A 25,823-nucleotide genomic window follows, 5' to 3' on the forward strand; every position below is an offset into this window, starting at 1 on the left:
ACCCAGGTCTTTTTTCTGCACTCTTCCGGGTAGAAAACTGATTCAGGAATATTCCGTTATGGGGAAAAACCATTTATTTTTAATCATTTACAGGTATTACCCATGAATATACAACATAAGGCACATCCCTGGCATGGCATTCAAACGGGCGATGAGGCGCCTTCAGTCGTGACTGCGTTCATTGAAATTGTCCCGTCCGATACGGTTAAATATGAAGTCGATAAAAGCAGCGGCTATCTTAAAATTGACCGGCCGCAAAAATTTTCCAGCACAGTGCCGACTCTTTACGGCTTTATTCCGCAAACCTTTTGCGCTGAAAAAATTGCCGAGTTTGCCGCCCTTAAGTCGGGCAAAACAGTTGCCAAAGGCGACGGTGATCCGCTTGATATTTGCGTTTTGAGCGAGCGCAGCGTAACACATGGAAATATTATCCTGCAGGCGATTCCGATCGGCGGATTTCGCTTACTGGACAAGGGCGAGGCGGATGACAAGATTATTGCGGTAATGAAAGGCGACGAGTTTTACCGGCAGTGGAATGACGTATCGGATTGCCCCCAGTCCTATATCGACCGCTTGAAACATTATTTTCTGACTTATAAAAATCTTCCTGATGAAATCAGCGCCTGTGAAATAACCAATGTCTATGGCCGCGAGGAAGCGCATGAAGTGATCAGAAGGTCAATTGAAGATTATAAAAATCATTACGGCGGCTAAACTTATGTTTTAAAGATTTATAGACTCCCACGGAGGAGACCGCTCATCGTTATACATAATTACGCGGGTAACTCGTCATACCCGCCGGGAAGCGGGACCAATCTGTCTGGAACAGATTGGCATTGACCCCTTGGGGTGCGGGGCAGGAAAGCCCCCGCATGAATCCAGTGCCAGGGATGGCGAACTTAAATACATCCATGTAGCCTGGATTGCTCACCGCCTCCTTGCGGTTCGGGCTTCGCCCCGTGCTGCGCACGTCCTAATTCGCTCCCGGCGCATTAGTCCGGCAATCCCCCGGCAATTTCTGACCGGGGCAGGCTCTGCCGGAATGACGGGCTTCGTGACATTTATGTATAACGATGAGCGAAGACCGTGGAAATCGCTAATCTTTGAACTTTAGACTTTTTGATAAATATCAGCGCCTTTTTCAAGAAACTGCCTGGATTTTTCATCCATGCCTGTTTTTAGCGCTTCATTTTCATCTTCAATACCTTTTGCAGCAGCATAATCCCGAACATCCTGGCTGATTTTCATCGAGCAAAAATGCGGACCGCACATGGAACAGAAATGAGCGATTTTCGCGGATTCCTTTGGCAATGTTTCATCATGGAATGCACGCGCTTTTTCAGGATCGAGACCGATATTAAACTGATCTTCCCAGCGGAATTCAAAACGCGCCTTGGACATGGCATTATCACGCGCCTGCGCGCCGGGATGCCCTTTACCGAGATCCGCGGCATGGGCGGCAATTTTGTAGGTCACGATGCCTTCGCGCACATCCTGTTTATTGGGCAAGCCCAAATGTTCTTTTTGGGTGACATAACAGAGCATCGCGCAACCGTACCAGCCGATATTGGCGGCGCCGATGGCTGAGGTAATATGGTCGTAACCGGGAGCAATATCGGTAGTCAGCGGGCCCAAGGTATAAAAAGGCGCTTCGCCGCATTCTTCCAGCTGCTTTTCCATATTGACTTTAATCATATGCAAAGGCACATGTCCAGGCCCCTCGATCATCGTTTGCACATCGTGTTTCCAGGCGATTTTGGTCAGCTCGCCCAGGGTTTCCAGTTCGCCGAATTGGGCGGCGTCATTGGCGTCATAAATTGAACCGGGGCGCAGGCCGTCACCCAGCGAGAAGGACACGTCATAGGCCTTCATGATTTCGCAGATTTCTTCAAAGCGCGTATACAGAAAGCTTTCGGTGTGATGGGCCAGGCACCATTTGGCCATAATGGAACCGCCGCGCGAAACGATGCCGGTCATGCGTTTGGCGGTCAGCGGCACATAATGCAGACGGACGCCTGCATGAATCGTAAAATAATCGACGCCCTGCTCGGCCTGTTCAATTAAAGTGTCCCGGTAAATTTCCCAGCTCAGGTCTTCGGCTTTGCCTTTGACTTTTTCCAGCGCCTGATAAATAGGCACGGTACCGATAGGCACAGGCGAATTGCGCAGAATCCATTCGCGGGTTTCATGAATGTTTTTACCGGTGGACAAATCCATGATGGTGTCGCCGCCCCAGCGTATGCCCCAGAGCATTTTTTCAACTTCTTCGTCAATCGATGAAGTAACGGCTGAATTGCCCAGGTTGCCGTTGATTTTGACCAGGAAGTTACGGCCGATAATCATAGGCTCCAGTTCCGGATGATTGATGTTGGCCGGAATAATGGCCCGGCCCCGGGCTACTTCATCACGAACAAATTTAGGCGTGATAACGGATGGAATCGATGCGCCGAAGGATTGGCCGGGATGCTGGTCTTTCCATAAATCGCGCATTTCATCCATAAGCTGGTTTTCGCGAATCGCGATAAATTCCATTTCGGGCGTAATAATGCCCTGTCTGGCATAATGCATCTGCGTCACGTTAGCGCCGGCTCTGGCGCGCCGCGGGTTGCGGATATGCTCAAAGCGCAGACTGGCGGTAGCCGGATCGTTCAGGCGTTGACGGCCGAATTCGGAGCTGGGGCCGGTTAGTTCTTCAGTATCGTTTCTTTCTGCTATCCAGCCTGAACGAATGGAGCCCAAGCCCTTTTTTAAATCGACGCTGACATTGGGGTCGGTATAAACGCCCGAGGTGTCATACACATACAGCGGCGGATTTTTTTCAGCGCCAAAGTGTGCAGGCGTATCCGACAAGGTGATTTTGCGCATCGGAACTTGTATGTCAGGCCGGCTGCCCTGAACATAAATTTTTTCCGAAGCGGGGTAGGAATCGATTTTGACGCTAGCGGCGTCGGTTGTGAAATTAATATCTTTAATGACAGCGCTCATGCTTATCTCCAACTATTTAAAGCAACAAGGCGCAGGGAAGATGGGCTTTCCTACGCCGGTATTAACCGGAGTCAGGTTCAAAGGGTCTCTCTCAGCCTCAGACAAATATCGAAGCACCCCTAGCCTTTACGGATGTAGAGTTAAGTTAAAGGAAAATAAAACAGATTGCAAGACGCCTGGACAGGGTAGCGTTATGATCCGAATCGGCATGCCTTAAAACAAACGATTTTAAATGTGTATAATTAAGTATTCTTACTCATGCCTCATTTTCGAGCAATATACCTGATACTGAAGTAAATCCGTTTAAATTCAGGGCCTTGGTTCTTAAGCCAAAAACAGCCAATAAATGCAGATAATATGTTATTTGATTTTTCAGGGGCGGGAAAGTCTGGCTTTATTTATGCTGTTATTAACAACTTGAAAATGCTTTTTTTTATAAGCAATGCTAGAATTTATTTTTTAGTTGCCTAAACAGTTTCAACCGATGTCGGTAGACTCTCAAAAAACGCCTTATAATCCCCTTGCGCTGGAATTTAAAAGCAGTACCTTTTCCGTGCCCGTTTTAATCTTGTTCAGTAATGATTTGGCAGTTATAGAGCAGCAACTCCAGGCAAAAATCAGTTTGGCCCCGGAGTTTTTCAGAAATTCTCCTTTAGTGCTGGATGTGCAGGAGCTCAATAAAAAAGATCTCGACCTTGATATCGCAGCGCTAATGGAAATTCTTCGCGAACCGGGCTTATTGCCAGTAGGCATACGCGGCGGTAACCTGAAGCAAAATAAAAAGGCATTAGCTCTGCAAATTCCGGTTTACTCTGTTACCAGCAGCAGTGCGACTGCCGAAGCTCAAAAACGGAAAACTATTACCCCGCCTGTTCCGGAACCGATAACTGATCCAGGCACAACTATACTGATTACGCATCCGGTACGTTCCGGTCAACGGCTTTACGCCTCAGGCGACCTGGTTATTTTGGCGCAAGTCAGTGCCGGAGCCGAAATTTTGGCTGAGGGCAATATCCACGTTTACGGCACCTTGAGAGGTCGCGCTATGGCGGGCGTGCAAGGCAACAAGGCGGCGCGTATTTTTTGTTCCGATTTGCAGGCAGAACTGATCTCAATCGCCGGGGATTATAAAATCAGCGAAGATATGCAGGCTATTAGCCGCAATAAGCCTGTCCAGGTCTATTTACAAGACCACACTATAATTATTAAAGATATTTAGTAATATTATTACCGTAGAGGAAAAGCAATTGGCAAGAATCATAGTCGTAACATCCGGTAAAGGTGGCGTGGGTAAAACGACAACCAGCGCCGCCATAGCCATGGGGCTTGCAAAAAAAGGTCATAAAACAGCCGTGATTGATTTTGATGTAGGACTGCGGAATCTTGATTTGATCATGGGCTGCGAGCGGCGCGTAGTGTATGACTTTGTCAATGTCATCAATGGCGAAGCGAGTCTTAATCAGGCCCTGATTCGCGATAAAAACTGCAATCTGCTTTATATCCTGCCGGCCTCACAAACGCGCGATAAGGATGCGCTTAGTCAGGAGGGCGTAGGCAAGATTCTGGAAGACTTGTCCAAAGACTTTAAATACATAGTCTGCGACTCGCCGGCTGGCATTGAAAAAGGCGCTCATTTAGCCATGTATTTTGCCGATGATGCCTTTGTCGTAACTAATCCGGAAGTCTCTTCAGTCAGGGACTCAGATCGTATGCTGGGCATATTAGCCAGTAAATCACGCCGGGCTGAACAAAATCAGGAGCCTATCAGGGAATATCTGCTACTGTCACGCTACTCGCCCGACCGAGTGAAACTAGGCGAAATGCTCAGCGTCGATGATGTACAGGAAATATTATCACTGCATTTATTAGGCGTTATTCCTGAATCGAAATCAGTTTTAAACGCGTCAAATTCGGGGATCCCGGTTATTCTTGATGAAAAAAGCGATGCGGGTCAGGCCTATGTGGATATTGTTGCCCGATATTTAGGCGAGGATAAACCCCATCGATTTATTGATGGGAAAAAAGGGCTCTTTGCAAAGCTTTTCGGGGGTAGATAATGAGTCTGCTGGATTATTTTAGAATTTCCAAAGCCAGTTCTGCGTCTCTTGCAAAAGAGCGGCTGCAAATTCTGGTGGCCCATGAAAGATCCTCTCGAAATCAACCTTCCTATCTTCCTGAATTGCAAAAGGAATTGCTTGAAGTTATCCGGAAGTACGTTAATGTAGGGCAAGAAGCCATATCCGTTAATTTTGAACAGGACGATAACCAGGAAACACTTGAGTTAAATATAGTGCTTCCTGACTATCACGCTAAAACCCCTTAATTTTTTACTCAACAATCAAAAGGTGACTTAAATGGCTAATACAATTGGTGATGCTGCGGGGAAAATCTGGAAATATCTGGAAAAACATGGACCGACTAGCGTAACTAAAGTGACTAATGAAACAGGTGTCAGTAAAAATGACATCCAGCGCGCAATTGGCTGGTTGTTGAAAGAAGACAAGTTGGCAATTGAGCTGATAGGTCGAGCTGAGACATTATCATTGAAATAAATTTCGGCTTTCTTTTATTTAAGAGCAAGCCTATCTTATAAGATTTACTTTTTTCAAGGATTTTTTTAAACTCTGGCAGGGTTTTGACCGGTCAGAGTTTTTTATTTTTTTAATTTCCAGAATCACCGCAGCTTCGAACATCTTTGCAAATCCGCTAATAACGTAAGCGTTCTGTGTCTTTTCCAAGCGTGCTTTTCCACATTGCAAATTCAAAATCCTCCTGCTTGAGTTGACAGGATAGAAAACGGCAGTATCAGGTGAAATGTGAATATTTCCTTTTCCTGCCGCGCTTCTATTGATTATTCACTGCTTTGGCTATGATGGCAGCCATTAAAACCTTTAAGTGACAGTAGGGTATGAAAAAAATCGCCTGTGGGATATTTGGATTGGTCAGCTTGTTGGACCTGACGGTTGTGATGGCTAAAGATCAGCCGGCGGTGTTGCTGGAAGAAGTTAAAGTTACCGGAGTTACACCCCTGGGAAGCAGCTATATTGCTGAAGACAAGATACCGGCCGCCATTCAAACTGTTTCTTCCAGACAACTGGAAAAAGCCCAAAGCCTTTCGCTGGCTGATTATATAAACCGCTACCTGGGCAGCGTTCATATTAACGAAGCGCAAAATAATCCCCTGCAGCCGGATGTGTATTACCGCGGTTTTGTGGCGTCGCCGATTTTGGGCTTGCCACAAGGTTTATCTGTCTATCTGAATGGTGTGAGGTTTAATGAAGCTTTTGGTGATAGCGTCAACTGGGATTTATTTTCGAAAGGTGCAATTGATTCAATGTCTTTATATCCGGGTTCCAATCCGGTATATGGTCTGAACACTCTGGGAGGGGCGATATCAATAAAGACTAAAACCGGATTTTCCTCGCCAGGGCATCAGCTGGAAATATACGGCGGCTCATGGGACAGACACGCGGAAGAATTAATGAGCGGCTGGAACAACGGGTCCTGGGGTTATTTTCTGGACTTGCATAATTTTGACGAACAAGGGTGGCGAAATTTTTCTCCATCAAAAGCTAAACAGGTGTTGGGTACTTTAAGCTGGCGCGGCGATAAAGGTTCTGTGGATTTAACTCTGGCAGCTAATGACAATGATTTAAGGGGCAATGGCGCAGCCCCGGTTCAATTGCAGGCTCAAGACAGAAAGGCTGTTTTTACCCATTTTGACCAGACCGTTACCCGCCTGTTTTTCTCTGAATTGTCGGGAAGCTACGCGCTGACTGATGATCTTGAGCTCAGCGGCAATGCTTATTTCCGGCAAAACCGGATCAAAACCTTTAACGGTGATAACAGCGATTTTGCTGACTGCTCGTTTGATGATTCATTGTTATGCGACGACGATGACGAAACTGTTGCAGATACAAACGGTAATAATGTATCCGCCAGCAACGCCGTGGAAGGCGCAACCAACAACACCAGCGCAACCCAAATGCGCAGCCGCGGCGGAAGCTTGCAGACAGTGTTTAATAAGGACTTGTTCAGGCATGAAAACCATCTGACCGTCGGGGCGGACTATAACTATGCCGAAGTGCATTTTAGATCGGATACGGAATTGGGCCGGCTGACCGATGACAGGGGAACGCTAGGCAGCGGCGTGTTTGTGGATGAATCGAAGGTAAGATTAAATATCAACACCGAGACCATCGGCGTATTCCTCACGGATAGTTTTTCCATTACCGACAAATTAACCGCAACCCTTGCAGGGCGCTATAACCATATCGATATAGACCTTAAGAATCAATACATACGGGATGGAGAAACCGACGATTTGAGCGGTAAACATTCTTTTGACCGGCTTAACCCTTCTGCCGGGCTTAGCTATCAGATCATTGATAACCTCGGCGCATACGGCAGCTACAGCGAGTCGTCCCGAGCGCCTACGCCCATGGAATTAAGCTGCGCAGATTCTGACAAGCCCTGTAAATTGCCGAATGCCTTTATTTCCGATCCTCCTCTGGCTCAGGTTGTCGCCAAAACCTGGGAAGGCGGATTCAGGGGTGATTTGGATAGCTTAACAGGCAGAGGCAATTTTAAATGGAATCTCGGCTATTTCAATACAGTCAACCATAACGACATTATTTTTCACCGGGCGGGAGGCATTGCCAGCCAAGGTTTTTTCAGCAATGTCGGGCAAACCCGGCGCTATGGCGTAGAGGCCGGAGCCTCGGTTAATTACCCGCAGTTATTCAGCCGCATTGACGACTGGCATTTTTCGGCAAACTATACTTACTTAAACGCCAGATTTCTGGATGGTTTCGCAGTCCAGAATCCGCTGGATAATTCACAGACGATAAATGTTGCCAGAGGCGACAGAATTCCCACTATTCCGGAGCACATCTTTAAGGCTTCGATAGCTGTTGATTTATGGCGGAGTTTTTCTCTGGGCATTAACGGCATGTATAACGGCGATCAGTTCTTTAGAGGCGATGAAGCCAATACCACCCCTCATTTAGCCGGCTACTGGCTGTTTAATGCGACAGCAGAATACAAGGTGAACAAGCATTTCGCCGTATTCGGCAAACTCGATAATATTTTCGACAAAAACTATAATTCATTCGGCGTTTATGGAAATGCTGCTGAGGTATTGCCCGGCTTTGACAATGGCAGATTTGTATCGCCGGGAGCGCCAAGAGCCGGCTGGCTTGGCATTCGCTTGAGTATTTAAAGTATTAAAGATGAGCAGGGAAGCTCAATTCTGGCAATGGTAACAAGCCTTCACATCCCTTGCGATAAAATTCGCGGCAATAAAAAGCCCGCATAAAGCGGGCATGTTGAGTTTTATTATTTTTATTATTTCATTGTACTTTTAGTGTTGCCTGTACAACTTAACTCAAGCAGTATTACTCATTTTATTATTATTATCAGCATTAGCCTAGTAGGCTACCCTCCTCTTAGCCGGTAATTAAACCGGGCTCACTCCTTAAAGCTGGCACATTGTATATCTAATAAAATACCAGTGTCTATAAAAAAAGCCGATTTTCAAAAAAAAAATTATATAATTTAAAAAAAAGTATTAAATACAAACTGTTAAGTTATTTTAGTGACTTCTAATAAAGGAAATTACAGGCAAAAAGTGCATTATTAGGATTATATATTCAGCTAATATTCAGGAATGTGAATGTGACTTTGCCGTCATAGTCGGGTTTTTTATTGATTTCGTCGGGCTTGTTCTTCCTCGTCAATAAAAAAACTGAGCCGTTCACCCAGAATAGAGGATAGATGAAAATTAAGACCTTTTGATTTTTGAGCCAGTCTTATTTGTAATATGGCGTCTTTAGTTTGTCCTGTCGCATAGTAATATTCAGCCAGATAGCGGTGGGATTCAGCCGGTTGATGTAAATCGCTATAAATCTGGGCTAACAGTTGAGAATAGACGGGTAACTGTTTAGTTTTGGAAGTTAAGGTGAGCAGGTTTTTTCGGGCCTGTTCAGGATTAGCGGTTTTTAACAGTGCTGTTATATAGTCCAGTTTAATGGCTTCGTTATCCGGAAATTGTTGAACCAGATTTTTATAACGGGCCAGAGCTGTAGTGTAATTTCGGGATTCAAGTGCGGTATGGGCGAGCGCTGCCGCATAGTGTTCCTGGTCGGGGTAGGCAGTTGCCAGCTTTTGAAAAATAGTCTCGGCATCCTTGAATTTTTCCGATTTAAGCGCACACAAGCCAAGGCCGTAGCGGGCCACAGCGCGTTGTTCAGTTGTGCCCTGCGTTAATCGCGCTTGAAAATATTTAACAGCATCAGCAATATCGGTGGCCGTCAAAACCCGAATTTTTGCTTTAGCCAATTGATAGGCGAGCGAGTCAGGATATTGCTTATAAGGATAGTTTTCGGCGCGTCCGCGCGAGTCTGAAATACGTGAGGTAGTAACCGGGTGAGTTCTTAAAAACTCGGGAATATTCTGGCCGTAATAGCGGCTGGATTGCTGCAAGCGCTCGAAGAAAGTGGGCATGCTGCGCGGATCATAATGGGAGCTTGCCAAGGTTTGCATGCCGACCCGGTCAGCCTCCGCTTCATTTTCACGGGTGAAATTAATTTGAAACTGAACGCTGCCCGCCTGAATGGCTATCAAGGCAGCCTGTCCCATGGCTGGAGATTGAGTGCCCAATAAAATAGCCGCCAGGGTTGCGGCCATCGTAGGAATCGATAAGCGGCTGCTGGCTTCATAGGCGCGGTATAAATGACGTTGGGTAACGTGAGCAATTTCGTGCGCCATAACGGATGCCAATTCGCTTTCGGCTTCGGTTATTAAAATCAATCCGGAATTAACGCCAATATAGCCGCCAGGACCGGCAAAAGCGTTAATATCATTTTCCATAACCACAAAAAAATGGAACGGGTTGGCGGGGGCATCGCTGCTGGCGACGAGCTTTTGCCCAATGGATTGAATATACTGCTGAATTTCAGCATCCTGGTTAATTGAAACCTGTGAGTGCAGGCTCCGGAAAAAGGCCTCGCCAAACTCTTTTTCTTCGGCCGGTGTAATCAGGGAGCCGGAGGAGTCTCCCATGTCGGGCAATTCGATTCTGGTATTTTCAACGGCCTGCCGGGAGGCGGGGAAAAGGGCAAGGCTCAAAGCCAACGGTACAATTAAGCGTTTAATTTTCATGGCGATAAGACTTGAAAAGGCCGGCTGGGTTCCTGCTCCGGGCCGTTGAACATATTCATGCACAAGCTTGGCAGAAGGCTTATAGTAAAGGGAGCCAAGCGTTAGACCTCAAGGCTATAAAGGCAGCGAAGTTAACGCTGTTATAAAAATAAAATCATAGGAGAGGCGCATGTTTCCGGGTGAGAAATCTGTATTTAAAACTCCAACAAATTCATCTCGCCAATAGGTCGTAATAAAATATCCAATATCAATTATAAATCATCGCCAATAAACACAACCAGGAAAATGCAACAATCCAAGCCAATGAAATTTGCCATTCAAATAAATACCAGCCCTTATGGAGCAAATGCGGGTCATACTGCATACCAGTTTATTACTGCGGCTTTGAGGCAGGGGCATGAAATATTCCGGGTATTTTTTTATCATGAGGGAATTTACCATGCTTTCAAGCATGCCACGCCCCCGGATGATGAACTTCAGTTTACAGCTCAGTGGAGTGAATTGGCGAGAGGCCATGGCATTGATTTGGTGGTATGTATTTCTGCAGCCCAAAGACGCGGATTATTATGTTCTGATGAGGCTCAAAGGCAGGGTAAAAAAGACCAGGATCTGGCTGAGGGCTTCCGTATTTCCGGTTTGGGCCAGCTGGTTGAAGCCACTCTGGAAGCAGACCGTTTTATTGTATTTGGTTGAGCTGACATGAAAACCTATTTATTTGTAGTGCATAAACCTCCTTATAGCGGCGCCCGGGTTCAGGAAATGCTCGATATTATTTTGACGACTGCTGCCTTTGATCAGCCGGTCAGTCTTTTATTGCTGGATGACGCCGTGTTTCAGCTAAAAAAAGGACAGCAGCCGACAAGCAGCGGCATGAAGGATACCGCAGCTATTTTCAAAACCCTGGAAATAGTTGAAGTTAACGATATTTATATCGAAACAGAATCTCTTCAGGAACGGGGATTAAGCCCAGGCAACTTGTGTCTGCCGGTGCATGAGCTCTCGAGAAAAGAGGTTGCCCGGTTAATGAAACAATACGATATTGTCTTTTCTGCTTAAAAAGCACAAGTTCCGGGTTTCGATATCAAGCTAATGAGCCTTCCTTACTTTCGCTTATTCAACAGGCTCTTCACCGGCTCTGACATCGAACTCAATTTTCCAGCGGCCTTCATCTTTTTGCGAAACAGCTTGCAATTCCAGCGTGCCCACCTCGGTTACGGCGGCGCACAGATGCACGGGTACGACTTCGCCAGCTTTTCGGCCTGCTTCCGGCAAGGTAATTTCAATTTCATCCAGTTCTGTAAGTTCTTCATCGCTCCAGTAATCCAGACGCATACCCACTTTATCCTCGCGCCGGCTATTGGAAGCAAAAAAGCGAAAACGTACCGGCTCGCCGATAACAAGACCGAATTCATCATCGGGCAATTCCTCCCGAGTGCCTTCCTCCATACCAAACGGAGCGATGCATAAGGCCTGGATTTCAGGCGCCAGACCAGGCACCGCGGGCATGGCGCTTTCAATGCCCACATAGTAGGAAGCCGCCGTGCCGCCTCTTATACGAACGCCTTTGCCTTTGCGTACAAAGCCATAATAAGCAGCGCCTCTGGCCACGGCCAAATCAAGATCGGCGCCTGCCAGCAATCTTGCTTCGGGCGCTTGTTCTGCTGTGAGCCATGAGTTCAAAACCTCCATCAACCGTTCAGCCAAGGTGTTGGCTTTTAATACGCCGCCATTAAACAACACGGCGGTGGGATGCAGGAAGCTCGCATGCCCGGGCAGATTGATATCTTTGAGATCATCAGCGGCATTTTGCTGTTTGGCCAGAAAAGCCGCCAAATGACGCGTAATTCCGGCATCCTGGGCATACGGCAAACCGGCGATTCTTAAGCCGGTACGGGTGCGGCTTACCGGTCTTTCACTGACGGCAACTTTAGGCAGAAAACCTTCAACCAGTATCCGGTTGACTTCGTCACGCGTTAATTCGGTACGCAAAGTGCCGCCGATCAGGGAGGAGCCCCGGCTGGCGACCATCAAGGGAATAGTGTCAATATCGTCGTTGCTGAAGATTTTTTCTTTGGCATCGCGGCAGCTATGCGTTAATGCCTGGATTTGCCAGGGTTCCAATCGTTTGCCTTCTTTTTCAAGCTTGGCTCTAACCGTATAGGCCAAAGCCAAATCCATATTGTCGCCGCCCAGCAAGATATGATCGCCGACGGCGACGCGAGTCAATTCGAGATTACCGTCTTTTTCGGTGACGGCAATGAGTGATAAATCGGTAGTGCCGCCGCCTATATCGATTACCAGGATAATATCGCCCACTTTTGCATGTTTGCGCCAATCGCCCTCGCTTTTTTCGATCCAGCTGTATAGCGCGGCCTGCGGTTCTTCCAGAAGGATGGCTTGCCCAAGCCCCACAACGCGCGCTGCTTCAACGGTTAATTCGCGGGCGGCCGGATCAAATGATGCAGGCACGGTAATGACGACATCCTGCTGCTCTAAGGGCGCAGCAGGATGCAGGCTTTGCCAGGCATCGCGCATATGCTGCAAATAGGCTGTGGTTGCCTGGAAAGGCGAGACGCGCTCAACTTCTTCAGGCGCATCAGCCGGCAAAATAGGCGCTTTACAGTCCACGCCCGCATGACATAACCAGCTTTTAGCGCTGGCGACCAGACGAATCGGGGTTTTGCTGCCCAGATTGCGGGCTATTTCGCCGACCAGATAATCCGGTTTGGCTGCCCACGGTAAAGCCGTCGAGCCTTCTGGAAGTTCAGCTTCGTGCGCCTGATAAAGAAAAGACGGCAGCTGGTATTGTTCTTCAACCATGCCCGGTGAAGTCAACTGGGGTATGGACATCACTTGCAGCGCGAGCTCATCATCGACCAGGTTACCGAGCTCGGCATAGGACAACACGCAATGCGTGGTGCCCAGGTCAATACCTACAGAAAACCGGGGCCCATTGCTGTTAGCTTGAATTTCAGAAGTCATGGCCTGCGGATGTGCAAGTTCGTCTGATGCTGCCGGATTTTCAGGGTTGAATTCATCCGTCATAACTCCACCTCTGCCGGGGCGACAATATTGGCATTATGGCCCGCTGTCAGCTTCGGCAGTCTGATACCGGTAACCTGCCAGCCTTTGTGAATAAGTGTTCCGGTAAAAGGCGCTGCGCCGACAATATTCCCTGTCAGGCGGACTGTTGCAGCGTCAAAGCCTTGCGGCAGGGTTATTCTGCTGCCTTCCTGCTCCGAGCGAACAGGCGCCAGGCTAAAATGTTCATTGATGGCTTTACTACAGCCTTCATGAACAACACGGGCGGCAATGCCAATATCGGCATCGCTGTATGCTGAAACCTCTTCCTTGATAAAATCGATAAAGCGGGCTTCTTTTTGCAACAGGCCGAGCAATTGCAACGCGGCATCGGGCGTTGCTTCCTTTAATACCACAGGTTCAGGTGCGGGCGCAGGCACAATTTTTTCAACCTCAACAATTTTTTCCACTATTTTGACTTCCGGCTCCAAAGGCCGCGCAGCTTTTTGAATAGCCTGTTCAGCCGCTTTCTTTCTCGAGCGGGACAAGCTGATTACCATGCTCAGCAATAACACCACTAACAGCGATAAGAGCAAAACCACAGCGCCCGCCAAACAGACGTGCCAGAAATCAAATGTGGTGGGTCTTAGCGATAAATCAACTGCGTAAAGAGTATTCATTATAGGCCTTGGGAAATGACTATTGTTGTCCTGATTTACGGGCGGCTTCCGCGAACATCAAGCCCTGCAAGGCATTGCGCGTAGCTTGGACGCGCATTTGTCTTAAATGACGGTCAGCAACGCTATCCGGCACCTTTTCAGCTAAATAGACTGCCCGGATTTGCGCTAAAACCGGCTCGCATTGCTTGATAATCGCTTCGGTTGCCATCCGGCTTTCCTGTTGCTGATAAATGGATTTTTGCATTTCTTCGCCCACACACTTTTTATATTGATATTTGGCATCCTGAATTTTTTTAATCGTGGCATCGGTCAATACGGTGTTATGCCATTCATTTTTCGGATCATTGGCGAAGGCCGCTGCAGCAGACAGCAAAATTGCCAGGAAGAGAATCTGTTTCATGGTGCTCCTCAATTATGTTAACGGAATTTAATTGCGGATTTTACTCGAACTGGCTACAAATGAATATTAAAGCTTATAAATCTAAAATCGGGACTATAGCTATTTTTCAATCCTGCTTAAATAACGGTTATGTAAAAAGCCAAAATGACAGCAAACGCCTGGCAAGTTAAACTCAGGCATCATGTATAATTCAGGTTACGTTTTAATTTTTACCCTTTTATGCACAAATACAATGGCCGGGTGGTCCACCAAAGCCACGATGAGGACGGAATCATAGAAATTGTCGAGATTGAGGGCGTCAGATCATTACACTTTGGCTCTGATTCCAGGCAAAGCAGCATGCTGTTGACCAATCCCGATAAACTGGTATTGGGGTATGTGCGGGCAATGACCAGCTGGTTATTATTTAAAGATTCGTTAGCGGATGAGGTGTTGATTATCGGTCTGGGCGGAGGCTCCTTAACCAGACATTTACTGCAGCATTTCCCGGACTGCCGTTTAAAAGCAATAGAATCCCGGAAAAGCGTGGTTAAAATAGCGCGCAGTTACTTTAACTTACCGTATGATCCGCGCCTGAAAATCATCATCGGCGATGGCGGCCAATATGTACGGCCACGAACCGAAACCCACCAGGAACGATATAGCCTGCTGTTGATCGATGCGTTTGATCATGACGGCATGGCTCAATCACTTTGTAGCGAAGCTTTTTTTGATGCCTGCAAACTCTTGTTAAAAAAAGACGGCCTGCTGGTAATCAATTTATGGGGAGGCGCCGGCAATCCCTTGTTTCAAACTTGCGCTTTATGGATAGGGCGCATTTTTAACTGGAAAATCTTGTTCCTGCCTGTGCAGGGCCGGGGCAATATCATCTGCCTGGCTTTCAATGAAAATTTCCCTTTATTTTCAATGAAGTACTTAAGAACAAGAGCCCTTGCCCTTGAGCAAAAATATCAGATTGAATTTCCGACTTTTTTAAAGGATATCAAAAAACATAATGCCAGTACTTTGCATGAAGTAATAAAATTTTAATTTTTTTACGCCAGCTGAATTTTTTAGCTATTTCATTAAACGCCTTAGCCATTGTAGCTATCCCCTTTAAGCATGGGAAAAAACTCATCACAGCAATTAATAAGCATTTTCTTTACACATCGCTAAACTTACAGCTTATTGCAACTCATCCATTCATATCCACTACGCCGTTTTGCTTGCATAATTGTTCCAGCAATTAGCCTACAGGCCGAGAAAATAGCGCAGGAAAAGCTAAAAATAACACCTAAAAAATTAGCCAAAGAAAAATTGTTGTGTATAATACGCGCTCTTTGCTGGTGTAGCTCAGTCGGTAGAGCAGCTGATTTGTAATCAGCCGGTCGCGGGTTCGATTCCCATCGCCAGCTCCAATAAAATCAAGCTCTTAGATTTTAATCTAAGAGCTTTTTTATTTCCGGGGTTACGCCGGGGTTACATCTGAAAAAATATATCATCAAAAGTAGCTATTCACAGCACACAAAAGCCAGTATTACCCTGCCTTAATTTTTAAGGTATTACTCTTCATTCTTCCGGTTAGAAGATCGCCACTCAATCGGTTCTGTCGCCTTAACTATCGAGCAGAAGATATTGATGCGATGTAATGATAATTAGGGAGGTGTCCCAGTAAGTGCTGAGAAAACAGATCGTGTTCGCTAAACATTAATGACTGTCCGCTATTGCCGGAATAGTGAGCAAAGTTTTCGGCCCACACACGCCGCTGGAAATGCTCTGTTGAACGGTTTTAATGTACGTTTGCCCCAAGGTCTCAACAACAAACTTTTGTGTTTCCCCGTCCTTGATGCGCAAGGTGATCAAATTATTGCAGTTACCGATAACCTGCCGTGCGCGTGCCTCGTCGCCCAGTCTTGCCACAATATCCGGCAAGGTTTGCGTCGCCATGACGACCTGGAATCCGGCGCCACGACCTTTGTTGAGAATCTGGATAAACGGCAAATTCACCACTTCCGCAGCCTCGTCAACGAACATTGAGATGCGCCCAAATTTCTTGCCGCTGTTGTAAATCATGCCCGCGACCGATGCGAAATCAGCCAATACAATGGATCCAATAGCCGACGAAACAATGGAATCCGACAAGGAATCAAGCCCTACATACAGCACATGCTTTCCGGAAATAATGTTCGATGTATCAAAGATTGGCCGGTGATCGTTTGAATCTTCCTCGTCAGGCGACAGAAGATCGCCCGAATCGCCGGATGTCAGCATGTTCAAAACCGGAAAGCGGCCCTTAATCCATTTAATATCTTGTTTCCAGCAGGATGCCTGAACGTTAATCTGAATTCCGTTTACACAAAATTCAGGACACCCTCAAAACGTCAAAGGCTCAAAACTGTCCTGATAATCCGTTGCATTTAAAACCGTGTCGTATAAACCGACATCAGCCTGTTCATGTTTGGAAATCCCCGTGTATTCCAGACTCGCATCTTCATAACGTTTGAATTTATACACCGCATCATTCATCAGCCCGCTATTAAACACACCCAAACTCACCAACAATTCAAAATCTTTTTGCGTCAACCCTGTCACTTTTCTGAACAGGTCAGGTTCAAGCTGGGTAATCACATCTTTTAAACTACGTTCACGATAATCGGTCAGGTACATAAACACCGGAATACGGGTGGCAAATTTAATGAGTTTTTCCTGGATTTCCTTGCGTTTGGATTTATATTCTTTTTCTTGATCCGTCATTTGTTTCTTTTCTTCCTTGGTTAAATCGCGCTCGCTGGCTTCCGCCTTAGCCTTTTTTACCGATTCGGATTTATTGATGATGGTTTCAATATCCTGGTTCAGGGTACGAAAACCTTCAATATGCATTAAGGCTTTCATGGCTGCTTCGTTTCGCATCAGTTTTTCCAGCGTACCATTATCTACATTGACCAGCAACGCGCTTTCCCAACGCCGCGCCAATAAGGTGGCCGTGGTGCCGCTCATGGCCATATCCAAAATGCCCGCGGCGTTGATTTGTTTCATGGAGCTGCCGTCATAGGCCAGCACCGGTAAAAAGTGGATAAACTCGGCTACTTTGGCTTCGGGGTTGCTTTCATCCACATTCAGACGGCAACTGTAATCGGCAATCTGGCGTAAAGCTCTATCCGGGGCAAAGTCAAATACATAACATTCGTTTTTAACGATGAGCTCATTATTGGGATCATTGGCATCATGACCACGCAATATCCACGGTGTTTGCACCCGAAAAGCCGCCTGAAAATAAGTTTCAGGGCTGGTGACGTTACGCAACATCAGCATGCCCGTCCACGGCGCAACCGATACGCCGGTGGTGAGCTTGCCGCAAGATAAGGTAATGGTTTTGGTTTTAAGCGGATTGCCCATGGCTTTTTTAACCGGCGGTAACGCCGCCACGCCTATCCCGGCAGCCGTACCCGCCGCCACAATCACTTCATAATCCTGATAAAACTTGTTATGCTTTTGCCCGATTAAATTATTCATGGCGTGGCACGCCGCCACCGTGGGTAAAAACCAGAATGTATGCGACAGCACATTCAGCAAGCGCACATCAGAAAACGGCATGGGCGGTTTTTCTGCGCCCAACTTCAAAATATCAATCGTAGTTTCGGCAAACGCACCACGGATTAAATCCAGCCATTTTTGCACTTCGCTTTCGTATTTGAATCTGGCGAGAACGCCTTGACCTTCCGCTTTAAAAAACTCGTTTAAGTCGAACTCATTAAACTCACCCTTCATGGCGACATCTCGAATCGTATCGGGCAGTTGATAGGTCAGCATCACCATGCGCGGCAAACCGGCATAAGGGTTTTTATCGCCCTGCCAATTTTCCTTGGCGCGTTGTTCGTCTGAATAGGTCCAGTTATAAATCTGCTCTTCTATAAACTCACCGGATGAAATCGCCCGAAATGGCGTACCGGATAAATACAAATAGGCATTGGTGGTGATCGGCATATTGGCTTCGTCGAAATAATCCAGCCCCTCGCCGATTTCATTGGCATTTTCCGCATCGAACAATTCTTTGGCCGTTTCCCGCCATGCGCCGTAGTGATATTCATCAAAGGCCACACAATCCCAATTGGTGGTATGTACCCATTCATTTTTAGCTTTAATGCCGCCAGCTTTGTTTTTACCCAAATAATCCTGAAACGAACCGAAGCATATAAGATGAGGATTTTTCTCCAGCCCATAAGTTTCGCTAATTGATAGGTGGCAAAGGTTTTGCCGAATCGCATTTTGGCATTCCATAAAAAATGCGGCGTTTTGTCCTTGTTTGCTTTATCCTGTTTAAAGCTGTTGAAATAAGCCATCGCCTTATCCACAGCAGCGGCTTGCTCTGGGCGCATGCCAAACTTCCACGTCCGGCTATCTTCATGGCGCTTGCCGGTTTTTACCTCAACAATCGCGGCTTTAACGGCATCCAGACTACATTCAAACCATTCGCCATTTTTGCGCTGAATCTGTTTGCGCGTGAGTACACGATGCACATCGTGGTCGGTAAAAAAACTGCCATCATTCCGTATGGCACAATCATCCAATTCTATTTGGTATGATTGATTAGGCAACAATACAGGATATTGCGCGGCAATCCGCTCCTGTACGCTCTTGGTGGTGTAGCCCACTTTCAGGCAGCCCGCAAAGCGGCTATCAGCGTAGGCGTAGATTTTGGGTGGGTTAAGCGGCGGAAATAACACATTACTCATCAGCCAATACCATTGGGCGGATCATGGATTCAATGAAGGCGATTTCTTCGGTAGTTAAGCCGTATTTTGCATAGAGTTTTTCGTCTGTCCAGCTTTCGCTAAAATTCTGGATTGGTACAAATTTGTAAACTTTTGACGATGCATCTTGAGTTGATTTTGTTAGCAACACCATGAACCGAAAGAATTTTGTTTTTATATACGAAGCAAGGTTATTTGCTTGAATCTCATTATCATAGCTACCAGCAACAATATATGTTTCAGTACATGCGCTATTTGGCTCGACCACAAAGGGCTTCCCCAATATTGGATGTGGAAATGAATCACTACCGCTGCCCGCCCTTGGAATCAGTACTTTGAATTTATTTATGATTTCTATATTGGTGGCTATGACATCTTTTGCAACATATCCAAGCCCACCATTTTGATAAAGTCTTATAGAGCCATCAAAAGGTTGGCTTTTCCCTTTATAAGTTGTTGGTAAACCAAAAGGTTTTCTTGAACTAATTTGAGGCATTATTGATTCGCAACTGACCGCTTTTAGCTTCTTCACTATGGAAATTGCCTCGTTATATCGTATAAAACTATCAGCACCTTTTTCTAGTAGCGGCCTCTCCATCACTGAAGCTAGCTTTTCAGTGCCATAGGAAGAAACACGGCAAAACCCATTCTGGTCTCTTTCCCATAGAAAATAACAAATTCCACCCTTGATTTGCACACCAGGAAAAATGGCTGAAGAATCTGGAAAATCATGAATTTCTCGTATGCGACTATCATTTAGCATGTCTTTTCTAAAATCATCCAACCCTTTGCCGCCCGAAAACCATCGTGCAGGAGTAATCATTATTAAAAATCTTGGATTTAACTTAATACCTTGCTTAACAAATAATTGATAAATAGGCGTAGCGCTAGTCCCAGCTCCACCATCGCCTAGCTGATACGGCGGATTCCCAATAATCACATCAAATTTCATGTCTTTTCCAAATAGGTAAGCTGGCTGTTCGGTATGAATAAACTGGTAGGCATGGCTTTCCAGGCCCGCATCACGCGCATACACTTCCTGGCTGGCGCCGCAGTAGGTGCATTTGCCGTTACGCCAGGTGTGTTCAAGAGGGCTGAACAGGATATTGCCTTGTTCCGTATTAAACGTTGTGCAAATGGAATAGGCGCTGTTGGCTTTTTTAGTGCAATACACGCTGCGCCGCGCCAACAGCGATGTGAGTTCAGTAATAGCAATGCCATATAGTTGCTGAGTGAAGATATGATTCAGCCTGGTTTGCAGGTCCGGGATATGTTCTGCCAAACCGGCATTCAGGCGTTTGGCGATTTCACGCAGAAATACGCCGGATTTGGTGACGGGGTCTAAAAATTTGGCATCCGGGTTTTGCCATAGCTCCCTGGGTAGTAAATCCAGCATTTGATTCACCAACTCTGGCGGGGTAAAAACTTCATCGTTACTTAGGTTAGCCAGACAGGTCAGCACATCGGGGTTGTAGTTGATTATTTTGGGTGTTTGTTCTTCGACAGGCTCAGAATGAACGGATGCAACAAGACGTTCTTCCACAGATTCAATATGAGGCTGTCCTATAGACAGGCGATCAGGAATCGATGTAGCCGAGTCGTACAACATCTGCCCCGGCTTTTCACTCGGTTGCCGAACCCGAGACGGCGGTAGATTATTCCGCATCGCCCAACTCCAGAAAATGGCTGGGCGAGTAAGATTTAACGGGCGGGGCCAAGCCGTCTGCTGAGCGGCACATTTGTTCAAACAGATAATCGCGCCTTTGGATGCGGCTGTCGTTAAAGGGAAATTTCCATTCCGAGAAGATAATGGGATTACCAGCGCTGGTTTTAAAGCTCAACGTATCGCCCTGCAAGATATTACGCCTGAATATATGGCGCACCGTATTGCCGCAGGCTTGTTTGCATTTAGTTTTGTAGTGGGCGTTGTATTGGCTGTTGAACACCTCAAATAAGCGGGCATGGCAAACCGCCGCATTGTCGGCCAGTATGTCTATGCCGTACAGGCTGCTTATCGCTAAAACCGCAGCGCGCTCGTATTCCAATTGCGATTTTTGATATTGCCTGGCGGCAACGGCCAATTTGCGGCTAAGAATTTCCACTAAAAAATTACCCGTGCCGCAAGCGGGCTCTAAAAAAGTGGAATCCAGGCGCTCGGTTTCAGGTTTGACCAAATCCAGCATTGCGTTGACTTCACGCGGGTTGGTGTAAACCTCGCCATAATCAGCGACTCGTTGCCTGGATACCACTTGAAGCGTTGGTGCGCTTGGGAAATTGAGTAACGGCGATGTTGTTTTTTGCTTAGGCTTTAATTTTGCTTGGTTTACTGGTTGTTTGGCCGGCGAAATTGTTTCGTCTAATGACGGCTGGGGATAGTAATTTTCTTTTTTTAAAACTGATTTCAACATCGGCGCACTTTGATTCTGTTAATTAATCTGTTTTAAGGATAGATTAATTTAGAATTTGCACTGAAAAATCCAAAAAGGGCAGGCGATTGCAGTAACAGTAATTTAGCTAACAGGTTAAAGTCCCGTTCAAGGAGGTGTCCATACGCCTTGATAGCATGAAGGAGCGGCGTTTGAGCAATCAAGAGACCTTGAACTGCAACTGAGTCCAGTCTATGACTGCCACGTTTTTCAATTGAAATTAAATAAAATTAACGCAACCGATAAAACCGGCGCTGAAATATTGGAAGGATTATCTGAAAACTTTACTTTCGACAATTTATGCGAATCCATCACTCGCTATTGCGATGACAACAATAAAAAACGATAAGGTTGGTATAATAAAATGGCTGGCTAATTCCAATTATGAATTTAAGTTTAACCCCGACCACAGAATTCCGAACGCTACTGTTCCCGGCATCCGAAAGTGAGCATAGCGAAATTGAAGATGCGCGTTTTGTAAGATTCGTCGATGATAACGATGAGGCTACCTATTACGTGACCTATACGGCATATAACGACGTCACTATCCTTCCCAACCTGATCAAAACCGCAGATTTTGTCACTTTCAGGGCTATTACACTGAACGGAAAAGCAGTGCGGAATGGGAGGGCATGGAGCTTTTCCCCGGCAAGATAAACAGCTTATATACGACAATATGGGGAGAGCAACAGGATTATGTTTTCTGAGCATTTGCACTTCTGGAAATGTCAGCGACTGCTTTAGGATAAACATACCCTAAGAGTAAGCTCACTCTCTGGCAATCGCTATCTCTTAGTAGCTCAATCTAGGCTGGACTTTTTAATCTTCTGAGTTGCGCTGAGCTTCAGAGGCCCACCATTGCCGGCCCTGTTTCGGCTGATGCAGCCGGCGGAATACACCGAGCTGAGAAACGACATTGCCTCCAACGGCCTGATTGATCCGATCTGGCTGTACCAAAGCCAAATACTCGATGGCAGCAACCGCTACAAGGCCGTAAGACGGATCAAATGTAGGGCGGATTAGCCGCGCAAACACACTGAATATCGTCTTATTTGTCCTCTGCGCGGCGTAATCCGACAACTGCGGCGTTCACCGAAAATGCGTATTACGATGCACGGAACATCTTTACAACCATTACGGTTGGGCGGATTTACTCATTTAATTCGCCCTACGGCACTTCTTTGGATTCATACTTAACGAAGTCTTCCAGCTCTTTGCCGGTTTCAAGGTTTTCAATGGTTTCCATGAAGTATTTTTTGGCATCGCTTCGATGCGTCATGGCTTTTTCCATGAGATCGTGATCAGGCGTCTCCCCAGGAATGCTTTGCTGTTTGGAAATACGATAGATTTTGGTGGTTACTTTGTTAAGTTCTTCTAAGGCGCGACCTGACCTTGTATCACCACCCATGATTGTGTGCTTGAGTTTCGCAAAAGCGTATCAGCAAGCATCATCCATAGTGGGGTATTTTTTGGATACTTTCGTGTAAAGCCGTCATTGATGACCCATGATTTATGGTTATTGCTAAAGAATCCATTGGCTGCGTAAAGATCGGTAATCAGGTGGCGCATAACGGTTTCTTGCCTTGAACCTATTGGCCGGCAGCCATTTATGGTTGCAATGAAATCCTGGACGCGTTTCCTGAAGCCGCCAAAATGAGGATCAGGGCTGACAACAAATGGATTTAAGCCGTATTCAGTAGACTTAAAAAAATCGAACGGATGAAACGCCTTTAAGCTCTATATCACCATGCACATCCATGATATGGATTCGCTGGAACGTAGCGTATCCATTGAGTTATCGACATATTGATGAAATGATGGAAGAGCGCGGCGCGAACCGTTGCACTACCACCAACTTGTCTAGTGTATAAACGCATTCGCTGCCATCGTCGTTCCTGCTTAAAAGCGCATCACCTTCCTTAATGCGTTTGACACGGAAGGTTTCAAACAGGCCACCATTCTTTAAGACAACTGTAGAACAAAGCCGAATAGGTGCACTATAAACAGAAACCAATTCCGGTACATGGTCTTCAAACACCAAGCCGAACTGTTTCCCTTTCTTGAGCTTTTTTACTTCCGCCAGTAAAATATCCCGGAGTGTTTTGTCCTGAACTTGCTGAATTTGTCTTCAAGATAAGCCACGGTAGTTCCTAATTCTTTAAGGGTATTTCAGTGTTTAAATCAAGCGGCCAATACCCTAAAAGCGGGAGATTCGCCCATAAAAAACCCCGGATTTCGTCAACTTTTCTGATGGAAAAGCCAGATTTCCAGGGCGTAATTTTTAATGAATTGTAGGCTTAAAGCCCCCTGGCTTCAAGAAATATCCTGCATCTGCCTTAGGGCGGCAACTGGAAACACATCACTGCCGGTCACACAAAGCCCACAGCCTGTTATTCACGATTCTCATTTTTGCAGTCATCCCCAACAAAGCCTGATTTGCATAATCCTTATATTCTTCCATCAGACGAAGATAGGTCTTCCAGTGCATCCCTTTGGGTTTGTCGCCGGGTAAATTTAGAATGCCCGGTTCCCAATTTAGTTTATCCCTGATTTTGTCAGCTTTACGGGTGGCTCTATCATCGCATGCTTCCCGCTGGCTTTTATAGGCTAGTCGGTAACAATGTCGGCAAGCGAAGATTTTACCGCCTAGAAACAACACGGCCACGCGCCGACCGCAACCAGCCGCCGGACAGGTGAACCAGTAGCGTTCCCCTCCATAATTGCAAGCTGTGGTTTGTAGGCATACTGGATAATCCAGACTTTCCCAGTCGTCGCCATTTCTTCGGTAGGAATAAATCAAACGTAGCTGCCCAATTTCAACCTTAACGCTGATTGCAGCGACCTTCTCACCGTTGCGCGTCCATTGACAATCAAGGTGCTGCCCTGGCATCAGATAACCATCACGCTGCCAGCGTCTGACATCAATCGACCGATAATCATCCGTGCAGTCAGCGCCAAATTTTCTACCGCTACCGAAACCGCCCATATCGCCACCCTTTTATTATTTTTTCCGAAATCATTAGTCAAATCAACTGCTTTGGTTGCCGTCTAAATCCGCTGAAAGCCTTGCTGGTTGAGGGCTGACGATGGTTTTAATTTCAGGTATTTTTTCCGCTAATTCCGCCGCGATAATGGCTTTAATTTGATCTTCCCAGGCATCATCTTCATGCAAAGACGGGTATTTGTGCTGATCAATCACTGTTTTTGATAAGCGATTAACCAATGGATTGTCACCATTAAGTTGCTGAACCACTACCGTTAATGGCGTTGGGGCTTTACCTGCGGGCTTGCCGACAAGATACTGAGCCAGCCACCCCCGCGCCTGAGCATCGCCTTGTTTGGCTGCTGTCAAGGTGCTGCTAACAACATCCTGCCAATCATCCAACGTCACCGTGTCGAGCAGGGTGGACATATAATCGCCTTCGGTTCGCCTGTGGGTAGCATTGCCCTTGAGTAAATTTTGTTGCTTTCGTTTTGCCATTATTTGCCTCTAATCGTTAATGAAGTTCGAGTCTTAGTTGGACTCAATTTATCTTTGCAGATTATGTTTACAGTTTCGCTTACCTTGTCAGTTCCTATTTATCTTCTTTATATGTATGGTATATCTATAAAGCTGTCCTAATAGCGACATGAAAGCAGCTTGAAAATACCGTGACTTGTCCGAATAGCGAATAAACCATTAACATTTTATGCGCCCTATTTAATGACTTGTCCTAATGGCGACATCATTTGTCCTCATGACGTCAACACTTTTTAATTTTAGCGGTGTGTTCAACTGCGACTTTTGCTGCTGTTTATTCCAAGCCTCCACAAAACGCCGGTCAATTTTTCCCGCATTTTCAGGTTTCCATAAGTTGGAGGCCACCTTTGTTGGATTCACATCCAGCTTACCGTTGCACTCATCAATTGCATGCCAAGTTACCGCATAAAGTGAACACTGATTTTTGCCGCCCTGCCTTGTTTGTTCTATGAAGCCATAGCCTAACAGTTCAACTAACCCGTTATATACCGAACCCTGCGAACTCCAGCCATACAGCTTCATGATTTTGGGGGCAGCTGATAAGTCACCGTTATTCTTACCATCATATTGAGCAATAAGATTGTCGAGTAAATGCGCGGCCTTATGGCTCAGTACAGAGGCAGCCGATGGAATCTTGTTTTTACAATCCGCTCTAAATATATTGTGCGGTTTGGCTGCAAATGTATGTCCTGAACGTCGCCCGGTTATCCTTCGCCTTTTATCAGCCATAGGTCAGACTCCCAAAATTTTGGTTCTTGCCTGCAACAAAAACGTCTAGTACAACAAACCGCAAATAACCCGTAATAAAAATCTTGTTTCACTCGATCAAGCCAAATGGTTATAGTAAACGTTATTGACAACCCGAGATAATGTCATCAGGGAACCGATGAAAAGACGAAA

At 46.2% G+C, this 25,823-nt stretch carries 24 protein-coding genes, 1 tRNA gene, 1 pseudogene and 1 riboswitch; of the genes and pseudogenes, 12 read left to right on the forward strand and 14 right to left on the reverse strand.

Annotated features, from left to right (window positions below; all coding sequences use genetic code 11):
* Positions 1-102: 102 nt before the first annotated feature.
* Complete coding sequence (locus tag HUX64_RS05530) at positions 103-714, forward strand: inorganic pyrophosphatase (protein ID WP_174625235.1); 612 nt, start codon at positions 103-105, stop codon at positions 712-714.
* 396 nt (positions 715-1,110) lie between these two features.
* Here HUX64_RS05530 and thiC read toward each other — a convergent pair whose 3' ends face one another.
* Positions 1,111-2,985, reverse strand: coding sequence for a phosphomethylpyrimidine synthase ThiC (gene thiC / locus HUX64_RS05535; RefSeq protein ID WP_174625236.1), 1,875 nt, complete (start codon positions 2,983-2,985; stop codon positions 1,111-1,113).
* Between the two features lie 30 nt (positions 2,986-3,015).
* Positions 3,016-3,116, reverse strand: a riboswitch (TPP riboswitch).
* 353 nt (positions 3,117-3,469) lie between these two features.
* Here thiC and minC point away from each other — a divergent pair.
* The 5 genes from minC (at position 3,470) to HUX64_RS05560 (ending at position 8,206) form a co-directional block, all read left to right on the forward strand.
* Positions 3,470-4,204 carry a septum site-determining protein MinC gene (gene minC, locus HUX64_RS05540; RefSeq protein ID WP_174625237.1) on the forward strand — a complete coding sequence of 245 codons (735 nt, stop codon included), beginning with the start codon at positions 3,470-3,472 and terminating at the stop codon, positions 4,202-4,204.
* Between the two features lie 28 nt (positions 4,205-4,232).
* The gene (gene minD / locus HUX64_RS05545) at positions 4,233-5,042 is read left to right on the forward strand and encodes a septum site-determining protein MinD (protein WP_174625238.1); all 810 of its coding nucleotides are present in this window, start codon (positions 4,233-4,235) and stop codon (positions 5,040-5,042) included.
* On the forward strand, positions 5,042-5,308 hold the full coding sequence (minE, locus tag HUX64_RS05550; protein WP_174625239.1) for a cell division topological specificity factor MinE: 267 nt from the start codon (positions 5,042-5,044) through the stop codon (positions 5,306-5,308). The genes minD and minE overlap by 1 nt, the downstream gene beginning before the upstream one ends.
* A 31-nt stretch (positions 5,309-5,339) precedes the next feature.
* Complete coding sequence (locus HUX64_RS05555; protein ID WP_174625240.1) at positions 5,340-5,537, forward strand: winged helix-turn-helix domain-containing protein; 198 nt, start codon at positions 5,340-5,342, stop codon at positions 5,535-5,537.
* 356 nt (positions 5,538-5,893) lie between these two features.
* Positions 5,894-8,206 carry a TonB-dependent receptor gene (locus tag HUX64_RS05560; protein ID WP_174625241.1) on the forward strand — a complete coding sequence of 771 codons (2,313 nt, stop codon included), beginning with the start codon at positions 5,894-5,896 and terminating at the stop codon, positions 8,204-8,206.
* Between the two features lie 482 nt (positions 8,207-8,688).
* On the opposite strand, the gene HUX64_RS05565 is transcribed toward HUX64_RS05560, so the two are convergent.
* Positions 8,689-10,146 (reverse strand): beta-barrel assembly-enhancing protease, encoded by a 1,458-nt coding sequence (locus tag HUX64_RS05565; protein WP_174625242.1) that lies wholly within the window; start codon positions 10,144-10,146, stop codon positions 8,689-8,691.
* Between the two features lie 303 nt (positions 10,147-10,449).
* Here HUX64_RS05565 and tusD point away from each other — a divergent pair, with 303 nt between their 5' ends.
* Together tusD and tusC are read left to right on the forward strand one after the other, a co-directional pair.
* Positions 10,450-10,839 carry a sulfurtransferase complex subunit TusD gene (gene tusD / locus HUX64_RS05570; protein ID WP_174625243.1) on the forward strand — a complete coding sequence of 130 codons (390 nt, stop codon included), beginning with the start codon at positions 10,450-10,452 and terminating at the stop codon, positions 10,837-10,839.
* Positions 10,840-10,845: 6 nt separating this feature from the next.
* The gene (gene tusC / locus HUX64_RS05575) at positions 10,846-11,202 is read left to right on the forward strand and encodes a sulfurtransferase complex subunit TusC (RefSeq protein ID WP_174625244.1); all 357 of its coding nucleotides are present in this window, start codon (positions 10,846-10,848) and stop codon (positions 11,200-11,202) included.
* Between the two features lie 54 nt (positions 11,203-11,256).
* Here the strand turns inward: tusC and HUX64_RS05580 are convergent, their stop codons facing one another.
* Genes HUX64_RS05580 through HUX64_RS05590 form a run of 3 tightly spaced genes read right to left on the reverse strand, consistent with a single transcriptional unit; the run spans position 11,257 to position 14,247 of the window.
* On the reverse strand, positions 11,257-13,128 hold the full coding sequence (locus HUX64_RS05580; protein ID WP_174625263.1) for an Hsp70 family protein: 1,872 nt from the start codon (positions 13,126-13,128) through the stop codon (positions 11,257-11,259).
* Between the two features lie 59 nt (positions 13,129-13,187).
* The gene (locus tag HUX64_RS05585) at positions 13,188-13,847 is read right to left on the reverse strand and encodes a DUF2760 domain-containing protein (RefSeq protein ID WP_174625245.1); all 660 of its coding nucleotides are present in this window, start codon (positions 13,845-13,847) and stop codon (positions 13,188-13,190) included.
* A 19-nt stretch (positions 13,848-13,866) separates the two neighbouring features.
* Entirely contained in the window at positions 13,867-14,247 is a 381-nt protein-coding gene (locus HUX64_RS05590; protein WP_174625246.1) for a hypothetical protein, read from the reverse strand.
* A gap of 219 nt (positions 14,248-14,466) precedes the next feature.
* Here HUX64_RS05590 and HUX64_RS05595 point away from each other — a divergent pair, with 219 nt between their 5' ends.
* Both HUX64_RS05595 and HUX64_RS05600 read left to right on the forward strand, forming a co-directional pair.
* Entirely contained in the window at positions 14,467-15,276 is an 810-nt protein-coding gene (locus HUX64_RS05595) for a spermine/spermidine synthase domain-containing protein (RefSeq protein ID WP_174625247.1), read from the forward strand.
* 292 nt (positions 15,277-15,568) lie between these two features.
* Positions 15,569-15,644 (forward strand) — tRNA-Thr (locus HUX64_RS05600).
* 289 nt (positions 15,645-15,933) lie between these two features.
* Here the strand turns inward: HUX64_RS05600 and HUX64_RS05605 are convergent.
* Together HUX64_RS05605 and HUX64_RS19575 are read right to left on the reverse strand one after the other, a co-directional pair.
* Positions 15,934-16,497, reverse strand: coding sequence for a TraM recognition domain-containing protein (locus HUX64_RS05605; protein WP_174625248.1), 564 nt, complete (start codon positions 16,495-16,497; stop codon positions 15,934-15,936).
* Between the two features lie 102 nt (positions 16,498-16,599).
* Positions 16,600-18,393: a hypothetical protein gene (locus HUX64_RS19575; protein WP_246246915.1), complete on the reverse strand. Its 1,794-nt coding sequence runs from the start codon at positions 18,391-18,393 to the stop codon at positions 16,600-16,602.
* Between the two features lie 116 nt (positions 18,394-18,509).
* Between HUX64_RS19575 and HUX64_RS19580 the strand changes: the two genes are divergently transcribed.
* The gene (locus HUX64_RS19580; protein WP_246246916.1) at positions 18,510-18,809 is read left to right on the forward strand and encodes a hypothetical protein; all 300 of its coding nucleotides are present in this window, start codon (positions 18,510-18,512) and stop codon (positions 18,807-18,809) included.
* Here the strand turns inward: HUX64_RS19580 and HUX64_RS20365 are convergent.
* The 3 genes and pseudogenes from HUX64_RS20365 to HUX64_RS05620 form a co-directional block, all read right to left on the reverse strand.
* Positions 18,711-18,959, reverse strand: a pseudogene (locus tag HUX64_RS20365) (GIY-YIG nuclease family protein); the annotation flags it as partial. The gene HUX64_RS19580 and the pseudogene HUX64_RS20365 sit on opposite strands and share 99 nt — an antisense overlap.
* Positions 18,952-20,643, reverse strand: a complete 1,692-nt coding sequence (locus HUX64_RS05615; protein ID WP_217426436.1) for an Eco57I restriction-modification methylase domain-containing protein — start codon at positions 20,641-20,643, stop codon at positions 18,952-18,954. The pseudogene HUX64_RS20365 and the gene HUX64_RS05615, both read right to left, overlap by 8 nt.
* The gene (locus HUX64_RS05620; protein WP_217426437.1) at positions 20,633-21,385 is read right to left on the reverse strand and encodes an SAM-dependent methyltransferase; all 753 of its coding nucleotides are present in this window, start codon (positions 21,383-21,385) and stop codon (positions 20,633-20,635) included. Before HUX64_RS05620 ends, HUX64_RS05615 begins: the two co-directional genes overlap by 11 nt.
* Before the next feature lie 402 nt (positions 21,386-21,787).
* On the opposite strand from HUX64_RS05620, the gene HUX64_RS05625 reads away from it, so the two are divergent.
* The gene (locus HUX64_RS05625; RefSeq protein ID WP_174625249.1) at positions 21,788-22,060 is read left to right on the forward strand and encodes a glycoside hydrolase family protein; all 273 of its coding nucleotides are present in this window, start codon (positions 21,788-21,790) and stop codon (positions 22,058-22,060) included.
* A 511-nt stretch (positions 22,061-22,571) separates the two neighbouring features.
* Here the strand turns inward: HUX64_RS05625 and HUX64_RS05630 are convergent.
* The 4 genes from HUX64_RS05630 to HUX64_RS05645 form a co-directional block, all read right to left on the reverse strand.
* The gene (locus HUX64_RS05630; RefSeq protein WP_174625250.1) at positions 22,572-22,811 is read right to left on the reverse strand and encodes a hypothetical protein; all 240 of its coding nucleotides are present in this window, start codon (positions 22,809-22,811) and stop codon (positions 22,572-22,574) included.
* A 951-nt stretch (positions 22,812-23,762) separates the two neighbouring features.
* The gene (locus HUX64_RS05635; protein WP_174625251.1) at positions 23,763-24,389 is read right to left on the reverse strand and encodes a hypothetical protein; all 627 of its coding nucleotides are present in this window, start codon (positions 24,387-24,389) and stop codon (positions 23,763-23,765) included.
* 42 nt (positions 24,390-24,431) lie between these two features.
* Entirely contained in the window at positions 24,432-24,884 is a 453-nt protein-coding gene (locus HUX64_RS05640) for a hypothetical protein (RefSeq protein ID WP_174625252.1), read from the reverse strand.
* A 219-nt stretch (positions 24,885-25,103) separates the two neighbouring features.
* A complete protein-coding gene (locus HUX64_RS05645; protein ID WP_174625253.1) occupies positions 25,104-25,652 on the reverse strand; it encodes a hypothetical protein in 549 nt (182 codons plus the stop codon).
* Between the last annotated feature and the right edge of the window lie 171 nt (positions 25,653-25,823).

It is taken from the genome of Candidatus Methylobacter favarea (assembly GCF_902806695.1).
Taxonomy (GTDB): domain Bacteria; phylum Pseudomonadota; class Gammaproteobacteria; order Methylococcales; family Methylomonadaceae; genus Methylobacter_B; species Methylobacter_B favarea.